This window comes from Porphyromonas sp. COT-108 OH2963 (assembly GCF_000768895.1).
GTDB lineage: Bacteria > Bacteroidota > Bacteroidia > Bacteroidales > Porphyromonadaceae > Porphyromonas_A > Porphyromonas_A canoris.
On sequence record NZ_JRAP01000012.1, the window covers coordinates 121,347 to 136,624 of the forward strand.

Sequence of the window (15,278 nt, forward strand, 5' to 3'; positions counted from 1 at the left end):
GTATAATCACTTCACTTTATTTTCGTATATATAGAGTACGGTAATAAAGTGAAGCGGTTTTGCCACATTTCGCAACCACTTCGCTTTATCCCTAATATATAGACCCCCGGAATAAAGTGAAGCGATTGCAAGGTGTGGGCTAATAGTGGAAGTCGGGCATGAACGTGTACTTTCTGCCGTTCTCCTGCACTATCATTCGTTTGTTCCGAAGCATGGTGATGAGCGATACCGCCTTTTTGTGGTTCAACTTTACCCCCACAGACACATAAGTCTTAATTAAGGTGTCCTCCAGTTCCTTGTAGCCATATTCCTCTTTCAGCCCGAAAACTGCTTCCAATGCGATGCGGTGCTGCTGTTCGGTGATATGCCTGTAAGGGTCGAACTTTTCCTCTTCCGGTCTTCCCGGTTTCTTGGTTTCGGGCTTGTAACCCTCCAACAGTTCAGGTATGGCATTGTCATTGATGCGAAATGAAAAAGGCTCGAAGTCCATTGCCCGTATGTGCATGGCTGAAACATTGCTTATATCTCCATTGCTCTTGTCCTTTTCCACAAGAAGGACAGTTTCAGCCTTGTTGTTCAGTTCCGTACCGATATGCCCCCTTGCGTTCTCATCGCCCTTGTTTTGGTGGAGTATCGTGTGGATATGTATCTGCCTGTCGTCCGTCCACTGCATCAGCTTTGATATGATGCGTGTCGATTCACCGGGGCTGTTGATGTCATATACCATGTCACGGATGCCGTCTATGATTACAAGCCCTATGTCAGGCGTATTGTAAATAGCCTGCTCTACAATCCTGATACGCTGTTCGGGCGTGTATTTCCTCAAAGCAAGAAATTCCAGATGCTCATTGTCCCTGTCATCTGGAAGCCCAGCCATCCGTAAAATACGTTTCATGACTTTCAGACAATGATAAGGACTTTGTTCCGTGTCCACATACAGGATTTTCCGTTTCTCTTCGGGTAGTTCCGCCACATATCTTAGCACTGTACCATTCTTCAATGCTGCCGCCACGATAGCCGACACATTGAAAGTCTTTTTGCTTTTGGCTTTGCCGATTGATGCACTGAAATTACCCAGTGTACCAATGACCGAACCTTGCACTTTTAGAATCTCAGGTGCTTTCTCATAGATTTTCGACAGGCTCAGGCGTGAGGCTTGCCAAAGGATTACGGCTTCTTCCGCCGATATTTCTTTTATATCTTTCATATAATCCATAAGTACACCTCCCGTTATTTTCGTCCTCCGGTTTTCTTTCCAGCCAGTTCAAGGGCAAGTTCCGCATCCACGATAATCTTGCGCCCTATTTGCGTAATGGCTTTGTCTATCTTTCCGCTTTTCTTTATACGGTTGGCGGTAGGCAGACTGCACCCGAACAATTTGGCAATGCCAAGTATTCCGTACACATACTTTCTTTCTGTGTCCGTAACGGGCTGTGGCTGCGCTTCCGTTTGGTTGGAAGCGTACTTGCTTAGAAATATGAACTCTTCGCCTGTCATCTGCCAGACGGGTTTTAATAATAACTCTTGAAGATTTGTCATCGTCCAATCTATTTAGTCGTTAAACAATCAGCCCTGCGCACTGGCTGTTATTTCTGTTCTCGAACGATGCAAAATTAGGTATGGCTGTAAGTGGTAAGGATGTGGATAATACAAATGGGATACTGCGCTATCTCATTAAATATCAGACAATAAAAATACCACTCAAAAATTAATTTGAGTGGTAAAAGTGGTAATTTCGTAGAATGTCAGGTTATATCACGAATTATCCGAATATGCTTTCCATTTCCTTTGCGAATTTCTGGTTGCTGTCACTCGGAAAATCGGAAACAGGTTCTTTGTATTTCGACCTGTAATAGCTCTCGTCAATATCCAACAATTTTAATATTTGGCTTCTCCATTCATCCCTGTATTGCTTGGATAGTTTCTCGCTCATCAGGAATATCAGGTAACACACCCGTATCTTTTCCCTTGCCTTGATTTTTAGTTTATTCTTGCAGGGGTACAGGTTTATATTGGCATAGAAATCCGCTATGGTAATGGCTTCGAACTGTTCCCCGACACAGGTTTCATGAATGGGCGAAAGCTGCTTCATGTCAAAATATTCATGTTGTCCCTCCGGGCTATTCTGTACTTCTTCTTGTTCGTTTTGCTTGACTGGTTCATCCTGCTGTTTTTCTTCCCTATCATTAGGAAGGTACTTTTTTAGGACTTCCATAAAAAGAAGACTTAGGCGGTAAACATTGCCGGAAAGGTTTTCTATATATTGAAAAGCCTCTTTCCTGTCTTGCTTTTGCAGTTCATAAAGTTTATCCAATTCTTTCTTTTCCTTGTCGTATTCAGCCTTGCAGCGTTCATATTCCTTTTCTGCCTGTATTTCTTCTTCGTCCGTATGCTCCCGAAAACCAATGAAATCATATCTGTGGTATGCGTCATTCAAAGGCTCGTGCAACTTGGTGGTAATCTCCAACTGGTCTTTAATTGCAGAATTATGCCTGTCTGCGTAGTGAAAACACACACGCTTTATGACGTCATCATTCAGCGGTTTTGTTTCATAAGCCCGTATATTTTTTTCTATTTCGATTTTCAGACTATTGAGAATCAATGTGTATTGTTCTTTCTGCTTGTCAAGTACCAGTTCAAGGATAGCGGCTTCAAAAGCCTTTGTATCATTGTGCTGCCTGTAAAAGTCGGTGATGAATTTCTGCTTGTCAAAAGAAAAAGCATAATTGGTTACCCAATCATTATATATTCTATTGAGTTCTCCATATTGGGAAATCAGTTTGTTTATTTCTCCTGCCATAGACTTCAATTTTGGGGATTATTGTCCTTGTCAAGGAAAGATGCCAGTTCTTCTTCCACCTCTTCCACACTTGGCAAAGCTGATTTCAAGTTTTCGGGTATAGCCTTGCTCAGTTGATAATCGCTGATGCCTATCGGTTGGTCGTAGCCTGTCAATGCGTATTGTGCTACCACCTCATCTTTTCCTTTGCACAGCAACAGCCCGATAGTCTTGTTGTCATTTTTTCCCCTCAGTTTGTCATCCACCACATTGATGTAGAAATTCAGTTGCCCTGCATACTCCGGTTTGAATGGAGTAGCTTTCAGTTCTACAACAATGTATGCGTGTAGCGGAATAGAATATAGAATCAAGTCGGCAAAGAAATCACTGTTACCTATTTGAAAATGCTTCTGCCGGGCGACAAAGGCAAAACCATTGCCCATTTCCAACAAATAACGGGTAACGTGCTTTACCAGCTGCTCTTCTATGTCCCTTTCGTCTGCCTTTTCTTTCGCTCCAGCCAAATCGAAGATGTACGGGTCTTTCAATAGGTAATTGGCAAGGTCGCTTTGTGGTGCTGGAAGTGTGGCTGTGAAATTGTTTACCTTGTTGTTGTTGATTTGTCTGTTATATAGGTTGTTTTCAATTTGCATTTTCAGCACATTGCTACTCCAGCCCATTTCTACAGCCTGTTTCATATACCAATATCCTATGCCTAACGGTAACGAACCGTTAAGTATGACCATTTGGCTTGCCCAGTTTATTTTGGCAACAGGGGATTTCAGGAAAACTTTTTCTATTTCCCTAATCTCCATCCTGTAAATGGCAGAAACTGTTTTCTCCACATCCTGAATTTGCGCAGGAACTTCCTGCGTAATTTCTAAAGATTGACAATCAGCGGATTGTATTTGCGCAGTAAGTTCCTGCGTAAATTGTCCGTTGTTCAGTTTCAATACTTCATCTGTAACATTCTGTATGCTTGGAACAGACAGCCTTGTGTCTGTATCAATGAAACTTCGTAGCACGTTCAACGGATATGACCGTGCAAATTGGCACATATAAGTAAGGTTACGCTCCGAATAACCTTTCTTTTCGGGGTAATTGAACCGGATAGCCTTTGCCAGTTGCTTGATGATTTTGCTTCCCCAGCCTTGCAAGTTCTGATGATACAGGATATAGTTGCCCATTTTCCAGTAATGGAACAGCATTTGCGCATTGGCTGCGGCAATCAGCCGGACTTGCGCCTGTTCTATTTCCGAACCGACGGCATGAACAAATGCGTCAAAGTCCGTTCTTCCTATATGATATTCTCTGTTATTTTCCATTCTAATGTTTATTGTTGTCGCAAATATAATTCAAATAGCTGATAATCTATGAAACTGATTGATACTTTTATAGTTGGTTAAACTTGTTCATGGCATTTGCCTTAATATCATCCGCTATGTCAATATAGGGTTTCATGGCTTTATAGTCACTGTGCCCCGTCCATTTCATCACGACTTGTGCCGGAATACCGAGAGCCAGCGCATTACAGATGAATGTTCTTCTTCCTGCATGGGTGGTTAATAATGCGTATTTCGGGGTGACTTCATCTATACGTTCATTTCCTTTATAATATGTTTCCCGTACAGGCTCGTTGATTTCAGCCAGTTCCCCCAGTTCTTTCAGATAATCATTCATCTTCTGATTGCTGATAACAGGCAGTGCCATGTGGTTTTCAAAATGGACTTCCTTGTATTTTTCGAGTATGGTTTTACTGTGGTCGTTCAGTTCAATTATCAGGCTGTCTGCCGTTTTGACTGTGGTAACTTCGATGTGGTCGGGTTTCACATCGCTTCTTTTCAGATTACGAACATCTGAATATCGCAGGCTTGTGAAGCAACAGAACAGAAAAACATCCCTGACACGTTCCAGATATTGTTTGTCTTTCGGTATCCGATAATCTTTCAGCCTGTTCAATTCGTCCCAAGTCAGGAATATCACCTTTTTAGAGGTGGTTTTCAATTTGGGCTTGAAAGTGTCGTATGCAATATTCTGATGATGCCCTTTCTTGAAGCTCCAGCGCAGAAACCATTTGAGGAATCCCATCTGTTTGCCGATGGTGCTGTTCCTCATATCCTTTTTGTCACGCAGGAAATTTACATACTCGTTCAAGCCGAACTCGTTGAAGTATTCAAAGGTTACATCTTCCTTGAACTCTTTGAGGTGGTTTTTCACTGCTGAGAATTTCTCGTAGGTGGATGCCGTCCAGTTATTCTGATTGCCACACTCCTTTACAAACTCATCGAATACTTCCCAAAAACTTATTTGTGTTTCTTCCTGCTGCTCTTCGCTGGTGTCTTTCATCCGCAGGTTGAACGCATCCTTTAGCTGTTGGGTGGTCGGTATGGTTTCCTGTACCTCAAACTCCTTGAACACGTTTTGAATCTCGGCATAATATTTCAGCAAGTCCGCATTGATTTCGGATGCGCTTTGTTTTAGTTTGTTGGTGCATCCGTTCTTTACCCGTTGTTTGTCGGCATCCCATTTGGCTACGTCAATCCGGTAGCCTGTTGTAAACTCGATGCGTTGGCTTGCGTATATGACACGCATACGGATGGGTACGTTCTCTACGATTGGCACACCGTTCTTTTTCCGGCTTTCCAATGCAAAAATGATGTTACGTTTGATATTCATAATTGGGTGCGTTTGAAATTCTACACCCAAATATACACCCAATATTTGGAATAGCAAAAGATATTCAGAAAGATTTAGATTTACTCTGCGCTTTAGATAGTATATGATTATCAGTGATTTGCAATTTTATGATATTTCTTGAAAGCATAGGTTCGAGAGCCTCTCTCTCCGCTTGAGGTACTCTGAACAAGAGTTCAGAAAACACCAACAAAATCAGTAAGTATCGTAACTTCAATGAGTTACGATACTTTTCTTTTATACCTACACATCTTCTCAGAGTACGTACAGAGGTCGCAAATACTCCCAAAATACTCTCAAATGGCTACAATCTGGCTACACTTTTTCGAGCCGATTGAAAATTGTAGCCAAGAGTACGTAAGGAGTTCGTTTAGAGTACTCATACATTGCTGTTATTCAAAGTATTATGTAGAACTTTGTAGCGTGGTTACAGAGGTTTAGTTTTCACGTTTTGGCTACAATTTATGGTCACCGTGGCTACAATTTTTCTCGCCTTGGCTACAACTCTTAAAAACAGATGTGTATGAAGTCTATTTTTAGAACAGCCTTCTATCTTAGAAGCAACTATGTCAACAAGGATGGCAAGACTCCTGTGATGTTGAGAATTTACCTCAACAACGAGCGTCTATCCCTTGGATCTACGGGCATCGCTGTCGTGAAAACACAGTGGGACTGTGTAAACGAGAAAATAAAGGGACGTACTACCGAAGCCCTCAGTATTAACTTGGAGCTGGACAATATCCGCAATGGCTTGCAAAACATTTATCGTAAACTGGAGGATAGCGACGACTTATGCTTGGAGCGTATCAAAACCGAATTCTTAGGGAAGAAAGTTGACATTGACACGATAATGCAACTTTTCGATAAGCACAACGCAGACATCGCACAGCAAGTCGGACTATCTATCGCTCCTGCCACACTCCAGAAGTATAATGTATGTAAGCGTCGCTTTGCTGAGTTCTTACAGCAGAACTACAAACGCTCCGACCTCAAACTATCAGAATTGACCTTTACGGTCATTCGTGAGTTTAACATCTATCTGCGTACCATTGTTGGGCAAAATCCCAACACGGCGACAAAGACTATGAAAACATTCAAGACGATTGTTATCCTTGGGGGTAAGATGGGTGTTATTCATCATGATCCCTTCCTCAATCATCGCTTCCACTTGGAACCTGTCAATCGAGGTTTCTTGACCGATGAGGAGATTCTCAAAATAGCGAACAAGCAACTCGAACTACAACGTCTCGAACTCGTTCGGGATATTTTTATCTTCTCCTGCTTCACAGGGCTGGCTTATATTGATGTGGCCAACCTCACGCCCGACCACATCGTCACTATAGGCGACAAGCAGTGGATTATGACGCAGCGTCAGAAGACTAGTGTTTCGACCAATGTTCTCCTCCTGGACATACCTAAAAGTATCATCGCCAAATATGGCGACCAAACTTATCGAGAGGGGAAACTCTTCCCGATGCTCTCTAACCAGAAGACCAATGCCTACCTCAAAGAGATTGCCGACATCTGTGGAATCAAGAAGAATCTGACCTTCCACGTCGCAAAGCATAGGAAATTCTATAAATATCAAATAATCAACTGATTATATTGTTTATCAATAAAGGGAGGTAACGATAAGGAAACCAGCGAGCTTCTATACTCTACCTTGTTTTGCCATTTCAAAGAACCACTTTGTTTGTTGCAAAGATAAGAGTATATCGTGAGAAAAAAGAATTTTCTCTGAGTTATTTTCGTAAGGCTGTCCATTGGGGCTGCTTTTTGTTTTCCGGGTATTCTATTCTTATGATAAATGTAGTCTCCGAAAACTGCGTTTTCTGTTTTCGCCCTGCTTCTCTGTCTGCAAATCCTCTACTTATGCCCATATATCATGTCGGGATCGGTTGTTCGTTGTCAACGGCAAAGGTAGTTCCGGGCTTTTACGGACAAAAAAGGTCGAGGCGGCAAGCCGTTTAGACGACAATCTCCACACTTCCATTTCATTGCAGGTAGTATTCTCGCCGTAAAACCTTGTTTGTCCTAAGCCCTACCTTTTTACGCCACTGAAACGAAAACGACCGACCCGACGGAAAGACGCAAAAAAAGGTCGGATATGCGAGAAGCAGGTAAAAAGAAAATGGAAACTCAACTCCCTCTCCTCTGGAATCCGCATAAAATCAGACAAGATGATTTATTCTGAAGTAAGGATGGAACAGGTAACCGTTCAAGAAGAACAGACGGAGCAAAGAAACCCCGATGAGAAACACCTCGTTACTTTTGACAGTGAGTTGAGACGGCTCAAAAGTAACAAGAAGCCATTATCAAATACTCATATTCCTTTTAATCACTAAAAGGAAGTCTTTGGTAAAATTCCAACCAATGCCCGTCGGGGTCTTCAAAGGTCAGCAACTTGCCGTAAGGCTCTGTTCTTATTTCTCCGATTGTCTTTACTCCTCTATTCTTTAATTCTTCATATACAAGTTCTATGTCGTCAGTTTCAAACATCAGTCTTGTTTTGCTTGCAACTACATCACCTTTGTGTGCAGGTCTTTTCAAGATAGCGAATGAAGTTTCACCTAAATCAAACTCTATCCAATCTCCATCTGTTAGCTTAACCTCAAAGCCCATGTCCTGATAAAATTGCTTTGACTTTTGCAAATCACTTACATAAATCCAACAGGCGTATATCTTTCTCGGTTTCATTCTTTTGATATTATTGATGTTTGATTTTGAGCAGACCGAAAAACGGGGTTATTTCTTGAACCTCCACAAGTTTCAAACGGACTTTCTGCAATGTCGTTTTCAAATCTTCGATAGAGTGGAACCAATATTCAGGAGGCGTATTCTCTTTCATGTCCTGCCAAGTATAGATATGTCCCTCTTGCAGATATGGTTTGATATGATTTTCATACACTTCTTTCGGGGTGGTATGTTCCAACAGATAGCGATAGACTTCATTAAACTTTTCGGGAGATGCGTCCGGATTGAACAAGATAATTTCATCTGCCATTATCATTTCGCCATCTGCTTTCAGCACCTGCTTCACGGCTTCAAACAGTCTTTCCTGCTCATTCCATTCCACTTGATGCAGAACGAGCGAGGAAATGATTAAATCCACGCTTTCTGCCGACAGTTCCAAGTTTTGAATGCTACCACACTGAAACGAAACATTATCATAGTGCTTATAAGTATCCTTTGCCTGTGCAATATTCTCTTGGCTCGTATCTATTCCGAGAGCGGATAGAAAATGAGGAACGAATGGTTGCAGGGATTTTCCCCAGCCACACCCCAAATCCAACAATCTATCTCCATTCTTGACACTTGCAAACTCAAACATCTGTTCACTCAATGCTTGTGTGGACTCAAACGTGTCTCTTCCGTCAGGACTAATCGTTCTGCTGATATGTACGGATAAATTCTTTTCTCAACTCTTTTCCATACGCAATTATCTATTATCTCACAAATCCGTTTTTATAGAAATCATACCATGAAGCAATGTTTTCGGGAGTATTAGCTTCCAATAATAGAAGCATCTCACGAGTGAATTCTAAATGTCCTACACCTTTTGCCGTAACGATGTTCTTATCACTGATGGCTTGTGCTTCCACATAATTCTCTGCGTTAATGTAACTAGTACCGCCCCATTTTTTGAGTTGGTCAAGACCGTTGCCTGTATGTTTTACTTTGTTCAGAAAACCATGCGAACATAGGAACGAAGCTCCATTGCATATCGCTCCGACGATTTTACCTTTATCCAAAGCTTCTTGTACCAAAGGGACGACAAGTTTTGCTTCGGGTGTGTCCCAACAATTGCCACCGATAAGCACTAAGGCTGCATAATCTTTCGGCATATTCTCAAAAGAATAATCGGGTAAGGTCTTAAAACCACCGATAGAACGGACAGCGTCCAAGGTCGGAGCAACGGTATGCACTTCGTATTTTATTTCGCCACCCGGTATCACGCCGACATGAAGAGCCGTGGAGAGAAATGCCCCTTCCCAATCTGTGTATTCATTCAATATGATAAATAAAACTTTCTGTTTCATCATCAGTTCATTTATTTTGTTTTCTATCTGCCGTTACTTTCGCCACGGTTTGCCATTCGTTATTCTCATTCATCCGTTCTTTTCTCCACAAAAAAGAAGAAGTCGTAATATCGGAGAATACATACCTCATTTTTTCTGTCGTATTTTCGGTTAGGATAATTTCTTCGCCGACCTTTCGGGCTGTCAATTGGATAGCCTCTCCCATACAACCGTAGAATATATCCCAAGCCATAGTCTTAGGGTTGAAAATGCGAAGCGTCGTTCCATATTCTGCATCGGGTTGTTTGTTTCGTAGGCGTTCCTCACGAGAGGGAACGATAAAGAGGTCTTGTACTGCCATACCATCCAAAACTCGGGAGAATATCCACTCACCCTTTACTCGTCTCGGTTCGGCTTCTTCCAAATGGTCGTTCCAAATAATGTCCCATTCGCCTATCAGACCTCCGAAGAAATCATATTCTTCGGGGATTCGTCCATTCCTTGCATTACTACACAATGCTGTTATAAATTCATTCATATCATTTTTATTTCTTGTTCTTCGGAAGTTTTTGCGAAGCTTGTTCTATTTTCTTCTCATCTCGAGTAACCTTGCGTTCCAACTTCTTTATATCTTCTGCAGCAGGCAATTCTTCTGGTTTGATACCACGGTTTCCCAACATGGCACGCACACTTTGATTGTTTTGAATATGCTCTCGAGTGATGGACGGTTCTCCGTAAAGGTCTTTGTTTTCTACATTGTAATTGGTCATTTCCGTGGCGAGATTTTTAGCAGCAATGGTAAGAGTGGGCAGAAAGTCTGCCAGCGGTCTATTGGATTTCACGCCCAACCGTTTTTTCATATCTTCCGTAGTGTGCCCCCCGAAAAGAGCCGTGTCACCTTTGGAGCGTATTCGTCCAAAACCTTTATCGTCCACACCGCGTTCATATATATTTTGCGACAATTGTTTTTCTGCTGCTCTCAATTTGTCCCGTGTTTCCAAGCGAGAAAGCAAGTTTAGTCGCTCTTCTATCAGCTCAGCCTTCCGTGTTTGAACAGCAAAATAACTTTGGGCAAAGGCAATCTCTTCTTTCTTTGGATCTCCGTTTTGAGCAATGAGATAACAAGCGTAACGAGTAAGCATAAAATCAGAAACTTCACGCTTGGCACCACTACCCAAATCTACCATTTTCGTGACTTCACGAAAATGGTCATCTACATTGATGTCCTGTGACTTGCACGAGGCGACTGCCCGATGTATGGCAACGAGAAAATTCTCCCAGCGAGCATAGCCCAATATCGTTTGCAGTTCTCGTGCAAACCAAACCTCGATTTGATCTTTGGCATCATCACTTTCTATATGCCGAACAATGCCGTCAAAAGTTGATTTATATTGTAATATACTATTCTTATCCATTGTTTTTATTTTCTTGTGAATCCTTCAATTGTATGGGGGTTGATAACAAAAAAATAACATCAGCAAACCTCTAAATACAATATGATTTTTATATTAGAACTTGGATTGTTTGCGAAGTCCAATTACTGCATTTGCAATATCTTGTTTAGCACACTTATTACTCCATTCTTTCCAAAATTTTATAGTTGCACTGTCAGGCTTAATTATTGGTTCTGAGATTAAAATCCTTGTCGGTAACAAAGAAGCATCTCCTACTACCAATGCTTCTCCAATATCTAAGATTGGAAGAACTTCTGTTAGACCGGCAAGATTATCGGGTAAAAGTCTTTTAATTACGGTTTGATCTTCTGCATTAGAAAGCCGTAATGAGATAAAGTTATTGCATTGACTTAAAACTGTTCTATTAACCTCTGCTGGTCTTTGACTTATTACTACTAGACTAACGCCATATTTTCTTCCTTCTTTTGCAATTCTTTCAAAACTTTTCAAACTTAATTCAGAAACAGCATCTTGACTGGTTCTTTCAGGAATATATAAATGAGCTTCATCACAAAGCAGACAAATTGGATGTTGATTTTCTTTTGTTGTCCATTGTTGAACGGTGAAAATAATTCTTGCAACCAATCCAATTACTAATGGCAAAACATCTGATGGAACCTCCGAGAAATCAATAATTTTAACGCCTGCTTTTTTACCATTAAGTTCTGAACCATGCATTAAAGCACTACAAAGATCATTTAACCAATTTAACTGTAATTCATCATCTGAAACTTGGAAAAGAAACCCAATACGTTTATCGTCTTTTTTTGCTTCAAGTCGTTGAATAAATCTTGTCAACTTTCCAAAGAATGGACCTTGCTTTTCTTTTCCTGCAGCTCCAGGAACCATTCCTTCGTCAAGGCGTTTTAATTCTTGAAGCACCTTTTCTAATTTATAAGGGATAGGGCTATCAATAGTAATACTATCTTTGAAAACAGTATCTTTCACTTCATCAAGATATTTTTGTTTTTCTGTAAATACGGTTTTAGAAAATAGCATTGCTTGATTGGGGGCATTGCTATCACTACGGTCAAGCAACATTGCTAACATCTCTTCGTAAGTCAATAACCAATAAGGCAACATCAAAATGCCGTTTGTAAGATTACCTTTTTTCCCTAAATCAGAAGGATTGGCAATTCTGAAATGCTGTATTCCGTCCGCCTTAAAATTCTCTCCACTATATTCTCCGTGTATGTCAAACAAGATAGAATTTGCCATTGGTAATTTAGCAATCTGTTCAATAATTTTGGCAACACACCACGATTTCCCCGAACCAGTACTTCCTACAATAACTGCGTGCCGTTGGAATAGTTTATCTCCATCCAAAAATGCTTCTGCATTTTCATCTATAGAATATTTCCCAATAGAAAGAGGTATTTGATATTTCTCTTTCGTGGAAATAGTTTGCATAAACCTTGTAATGTTTTCTCCGTCTATAGGGAAGCATTTGGCCTCTATTTCTGGAACAGTATCAAGCGTTCTTTTAAACACATTCTCTTTTTCTCCGTGCTTATTTAACAATGTCCCAATTAAGTTCACTTTCAGAATATTTTCGGACAAAAGAAAATTATTCAATCCTAAATCTTCACCTACTAGTTGCTCATCATCAGTAGCCTTACGAGTTATACGATTTATAATTCCAATTAAATATTGTCCAGCTTTTGAGCTTTTGATTGCAACCAAATGATTAACCTGTAACTTTCTTAACTTATCAAGTTCTTCAACTTTTACGATAAGCGTTGCTGTGTCAACGCTAAAAACAGTTCCGATAGAAGCATTATCTTCAAAATCAAAAATTGCCATATTTCCTATTTTATTAGTTTGATATATTCTGAAAGTTGCCAATAGCTAACGCCTTCAATTGTATGTTCTCCCTGATTTGAAGAATATATTTTTGTGTGGTTGCCACGGCTTTCTTCCATAAGTATGTAATTCTTACAATCTCCATCAATTATTGCCTCTTTTGTTTTTGGGGTTAATTCTTTTGTGATTACAATTATTGGTTTTGATTTTATCTGTTGAATGAGTTTTGGTTGAACATGTTCATCATTGAACCCGTAACCAATACACAGAAATCCATTTGCGTTTTGAATTTCTGTATCTGCCTGTGTAAAAATAGTTCTATATGGTTCTTTATGTGTTTCAGCATACTTGCTAAGTCCGGGAGTTACAATCAATGGCTTATAGCCTTGTGGAATATTTTTACATAGTGGCAAATGAATGTTTTCTTTATTCGGTGTTTCAAACCAGTCTAATGATCCATGGACCTTCCATATATTAACCTGTCCTCTATATCCTTTTATATTTGCCAAGGCATTCGTATGAATGCTGTCTGAAAAATGTCCAATATAGTTGTGAGCATATCCTGTACAGATAAAAGCGTTTGCAATACTTGCACTATATTCTGCAATACGATCATAATTGGTAGTAACTATGGAAAGTTTTCTATTAGTCGTTGAAAGCAAATGTTTCATTAATATTGCCAATGGCACTCCCTCTCCATTCAAAACAAATTGTTTGTATGCTTTTAGGTCAGTTTCAGAGATTCGTTCCCAAGTTGCTTTAAGTACAGATTTTAGAACGGTATCGTTGAGTTGTATTTCTAACAATGTTTTCTCTAAATCCTTTGTTTCTTCAAGACTTCTTTTAAACGCCTCAAATTGTTTTCTATCTGGATCCTCTTCAAAGTCTAATGTGTGTTTCAAGTGTTCGCCAAGTGTCCACATTGAAGGCAATCCAAACGAAACAGAAGCACCACTACCTAATACGAGCAATGGGACTTTATTAGACCAATCCTGAAGTTGTTTTAACAATGCATCAAAATCCATATAGCTTTCTTTGATTTATGTTCTTGTGTATAATCTCAGATAATAACCACTCCATATATTCTTTCAAAATTTTCTTATAGAAGAAAGAATTACTTTACCGTAAAGGGATAGAGTTGTTCACTTACACGTTGTTCCGACTTCTTCCATCCCAAACCCTCATAGAAAGCCAATGCCTTTGGAAAAGCTTTTACTCCCAATGTGATTAAAGTAAATTTCTGTCTCAGAATTTGTATATTATAGAGTTTGCCACAAAGTTACTCATTCACAATGAGAAAGGCGAATAAAACAGCAAGAAAATGCCTCTTGCGGAGCATAAAAATGGCGCAAGAGGTGTATTTGGGCATCAGAGTACATAGATCAGGGCAAACTCCACATTTCATCGTTTGACAAGTCCTCTGAGGACTTTGCCCTTGTATCGGCAGAAAGAGAGAAATTCACGGTAGAAATTCCTGTCTCCCGATTCTGTCTTCCGCAGCAATCTACTCTTGGGATGCTTGCCGTATCCGAGCAACCTGCCCGTCCCGACATTGTAGGAAAGGACGGCAAGCAGAAGAACAGTTCCATTTAAAACAGCTGAAGATAGGAATTTACAACAGTTTCCTAAATTTCATTTCAGCCAATCTGTTGATTTCATCTTTGTAGGTCTCAAGATGATGCAGGATGATGTTCTCCACATAGATGCCGATAGTCATATCTCTATTCCTCATAGACATGACTATCTCCGCCAATGTATCCTGTAACTCTTTGGCAATATAGATGGTCTTGCGATTTTTCAAAGTGTTGCAACAGATGAAAAGCGATTCATAATCGCCTTTGTCAGCCTTTCGCCTTTCTCTTCTTGAAACTCTTGAAAAATTCTTTGATATTGGCTCGTCATTTGGACGTTCTGGTTCGACACCCTGCTCTTCTGATTGAGAGCGTTTTATCTCACTCTCTTTTCTTTTCATGGGAATACCCTGTGAAATAAGTTCTCGGATGGCAACGGGATCTACCTTGCCGTTTTGGTTCTCTGTCATACTTTCTTGATTTTTATTATTACACAATTCATTGTTCATTTCGTTGCCGGTATATTTACCGATGAAGATGAATATATCCGCTATCGAAGATATGCCCAATAATCGGCTTGTATCAGCAGGGCTACAACCTTTCGTTTATACCCTTTCTGTGGAGATTTTCATTATTGTCCATCAATACAATCGTTCGATTGTATCTGCTTTCGCACATTTCTACGTTCGAGTGAAAGAATCAAGGATATGTTCTTTGACATACACCCTCGCCTATATCGCTCATCGAAACGTGATGTTATCGAAGACACATACCCTCACCGACATATTCGACAGTGCAAATATATGACCCGGTGATGCCGTAATCTGCGTGATTTCCTTTAGTGCGTACTTGTGACCTCAATTTAGTTAGTTGTGGCTTCGTTCTATCTAATGGCTTTGGATAATACAAGAGGTAGTAACTTTTCAGCAAGCGATAAGCCGGTATTTCATGGCTTTGA

Annotated in this window: 14 protein-coding genes and 1 pseudogene; 1 reads left to right on the forward strand and 14 read right to left on the reverse strand. The window is 40.3% G+C overall.

The genetic code is table 11. The annotated features are described in order from the left end of the window. Nucleotides 1-139: 139 nt before the first annotated feature. The 5 genes from HQ39_RS07065 to HQ39_RS07085 all read right to left on the reverse strand — a co-directional run bounded on the left by HQ39_RS07065 (nucleotide 140) and on the right by HQ39_RS07085 (nucleotide 5,455). Nucleotides 140-1,216 carry an AAA family ATPase gene (locus HQ39_RS07065; protein WP_004292948.1) on the reverse strand — a complete coding sequence of 359 codons (1,077 nt, stop codon included), beginning with the start codon at nucleotides 1,214-1,216 and terminating at the stop codon, nucleotides 140-142. A 14-nt stretch (nucleotides 1,217-1,230) separates the two neighbouring features. Beyond that, a complete protein-coding gene (locus tag HQ39_RS07070) occupies nucleotides 1,231-1,539 on the reverse strand; it encodes a DUF3853 family protein (RefSeq protein ID WP_004292949.1) in 309 nt (102 codons plus the stop codon). A gap of 223 nt (nucleotides 1,540-1,762) precedes the next feature. Continuing rightward, a complete protein-coding gene (locus tag HQ39_RS07075; protein ID WP_036864941.1) occupies nucleotides 1,763-2,800 on the reverse strand; it encodes a hypothetical protein in 1,038 nt (345 codons plus the stop codon). A 5-nt stretch (nucleotides 2,801-2,805) separates the two neighbouring features. Beyond that, a complete protein-coding gene (locus HQ39_RS07080; protein ID WP_004292951.1) occupies nucleotides 2,806-4,104 on the reverse strand; it encodes a YhcG family protein in 1,299 nt (432 codons plus the stop codon). A 67-nt stretch (nucleotides 4,105-4,171) separates the two neighbouring features. After that, nucleotides 4,172-5,455, reverse strand: coding sequence for a site-specific integrase (locus HQ39_RS07085; protein WP_004292952.1), 1,284 nt, complete (start codon nucleotides 5,453-5,455; stop codon nucleotides 4,172-4,174). Nucleotides 5,456-5,996: 541 nt separating this feature from the next. Between HQ39_RS07085 and HQ39_RS07090 the strand changes: the two genes are divergently transcribed. Further along, nucleotides 5,997-7,073 carry a site-specific integrase gene (locus tag HQ39_RS07090; RefSeq protein ID WP_235317650.1) on the forward strand — a complete coding sequence of 359 codons (1,077 nt, stop codon included), beginning with the start codon at nucleotides 5,997-5,999 and terminating at the stop codon, nucleotides 7,071-7,073. 734 nt (nucleotides 7,074-7,807) lie between these two features. Here HQ39_RS07090 and HQ39_RS07095 read toward each other — a convergent pair. The 9 genes and pseudogenes from HQ39_RS07095 to HQ39_RS07130 all read right to left on the reverse strand — a co-directional run bounded on the left by HQ39_RS07095 (nucleotide 7,808) and on the right by HQ39_RS07130 (nucleotide 14,790). Continuing rightward, complete coding sequence (locus HQ39_RS07095) at nucleotides 7,808-8,170, reverse strand: VOC family protein (protein WP_036864943.1); 363 nt, start codon at nucleotides 8,168-8,170, stop codon at nucleotides 7,808-7,810. 10 nt (nucleotides 8,171-8,180) lie between these two features. Further along, the gene (locus tag HQ39_RS07100; RefSeq protein WP_410524597.1) at nucleotides 8,181-8,870 is read right to left on the reverse strand and encodes a class I SAM-dependent methyltransferase; all 690 of its coding nucleotides are present in this window, start codon (nucleotides 8,868-8,870) and stop codon (nucleotides 8,181-8,183) included. 49 nt (nucleotides 8,871-8,919) lie between these two features. Then, complete coding sequence (locus HQ39_RS07105; RefSeq protein WP_394366477.1) at nucleotides 8,920-9,513, reverse strand: DJ-1/PfpI family protein; 594 nt, start codon at nucleotides 9,511-9,513, stop codon at nucleotides 8,920-8,922. A 7-nt stretch (nucleotides 9,514-9,520) separates the two neighbouring features. Beyond that, nucleotides 9,521-10,030: a hypothetical protein gene (locus HQ39_RS07110; RefSeq protein ID WP_036864955.1), complete on the reverse strand. Its 510-nt coding sequence runs from the start codon at nucleotides 10,028-10,030 to the stop codon at nucleotides 9,521-9,523. Between the two features lie 7 nt (nucleotides 10,031-10,037). Beyond that, nucleotides 10,038-10,907, reverse strand: a complete 870-nt coding sequence (gene dinD / locus HQ39_RS07115) for a DNA damage-inducible protein D (protein WP_015546407.1) — start codon at nucleotides 10,905-10,907, stop codon at nucleotides 10,038-10,040. Between the two features lie 93 nt (nucleotides 10,908-11,000). Further along, nucleotides 11,001-12,749 (reverse strand): ATP-binding protein, encoded by a 1,749-nt coding sequence (locus HQ39_RS07120; protein ID WP_036864962.1) that lies wholly within the window; start codon nucleotides 12,747-12,749, stop codon nucleotides 11,001-11,003. 5 nt (nucleotides 12,750-12,754) lie between these two features. After that, nucleotides 12,755-13,774 (reverse strand): SIR2 family protein, encoded by a 1,020-nt coding sequence (locus HQ39_RS07125; protein WP_036864964.1) that lies wholly within the window; start codon nucleotides 13,772-13,774, stop codon nucleotides 12,755-12,757. Between the two features lie 376 nt (nucleotides 13,775-14,150). Beyond that, nucleotides 14,151-14,327: pseudogene (locus tag HQ39_RS09695) on the reverse strand (glycoside hydrolase family protein); the annotation flags it as partial. A gap of 34 nt (nucleotides 14,328-14,361) precedes the next feature. Then, nucleotides 14,362-14,790, reverse strand: coding sequence for a DUF3408 domain-containing protein (locus HQ39_RS07130; RefSeq protein WP_036865123.1), 429 nt, complete (start codon nucleotides 14,788-14,790; stop codon nucleotides 14,362-14,364). Nucleotides 14,791-15,278 lie beyond the last annotated feature (488 nt).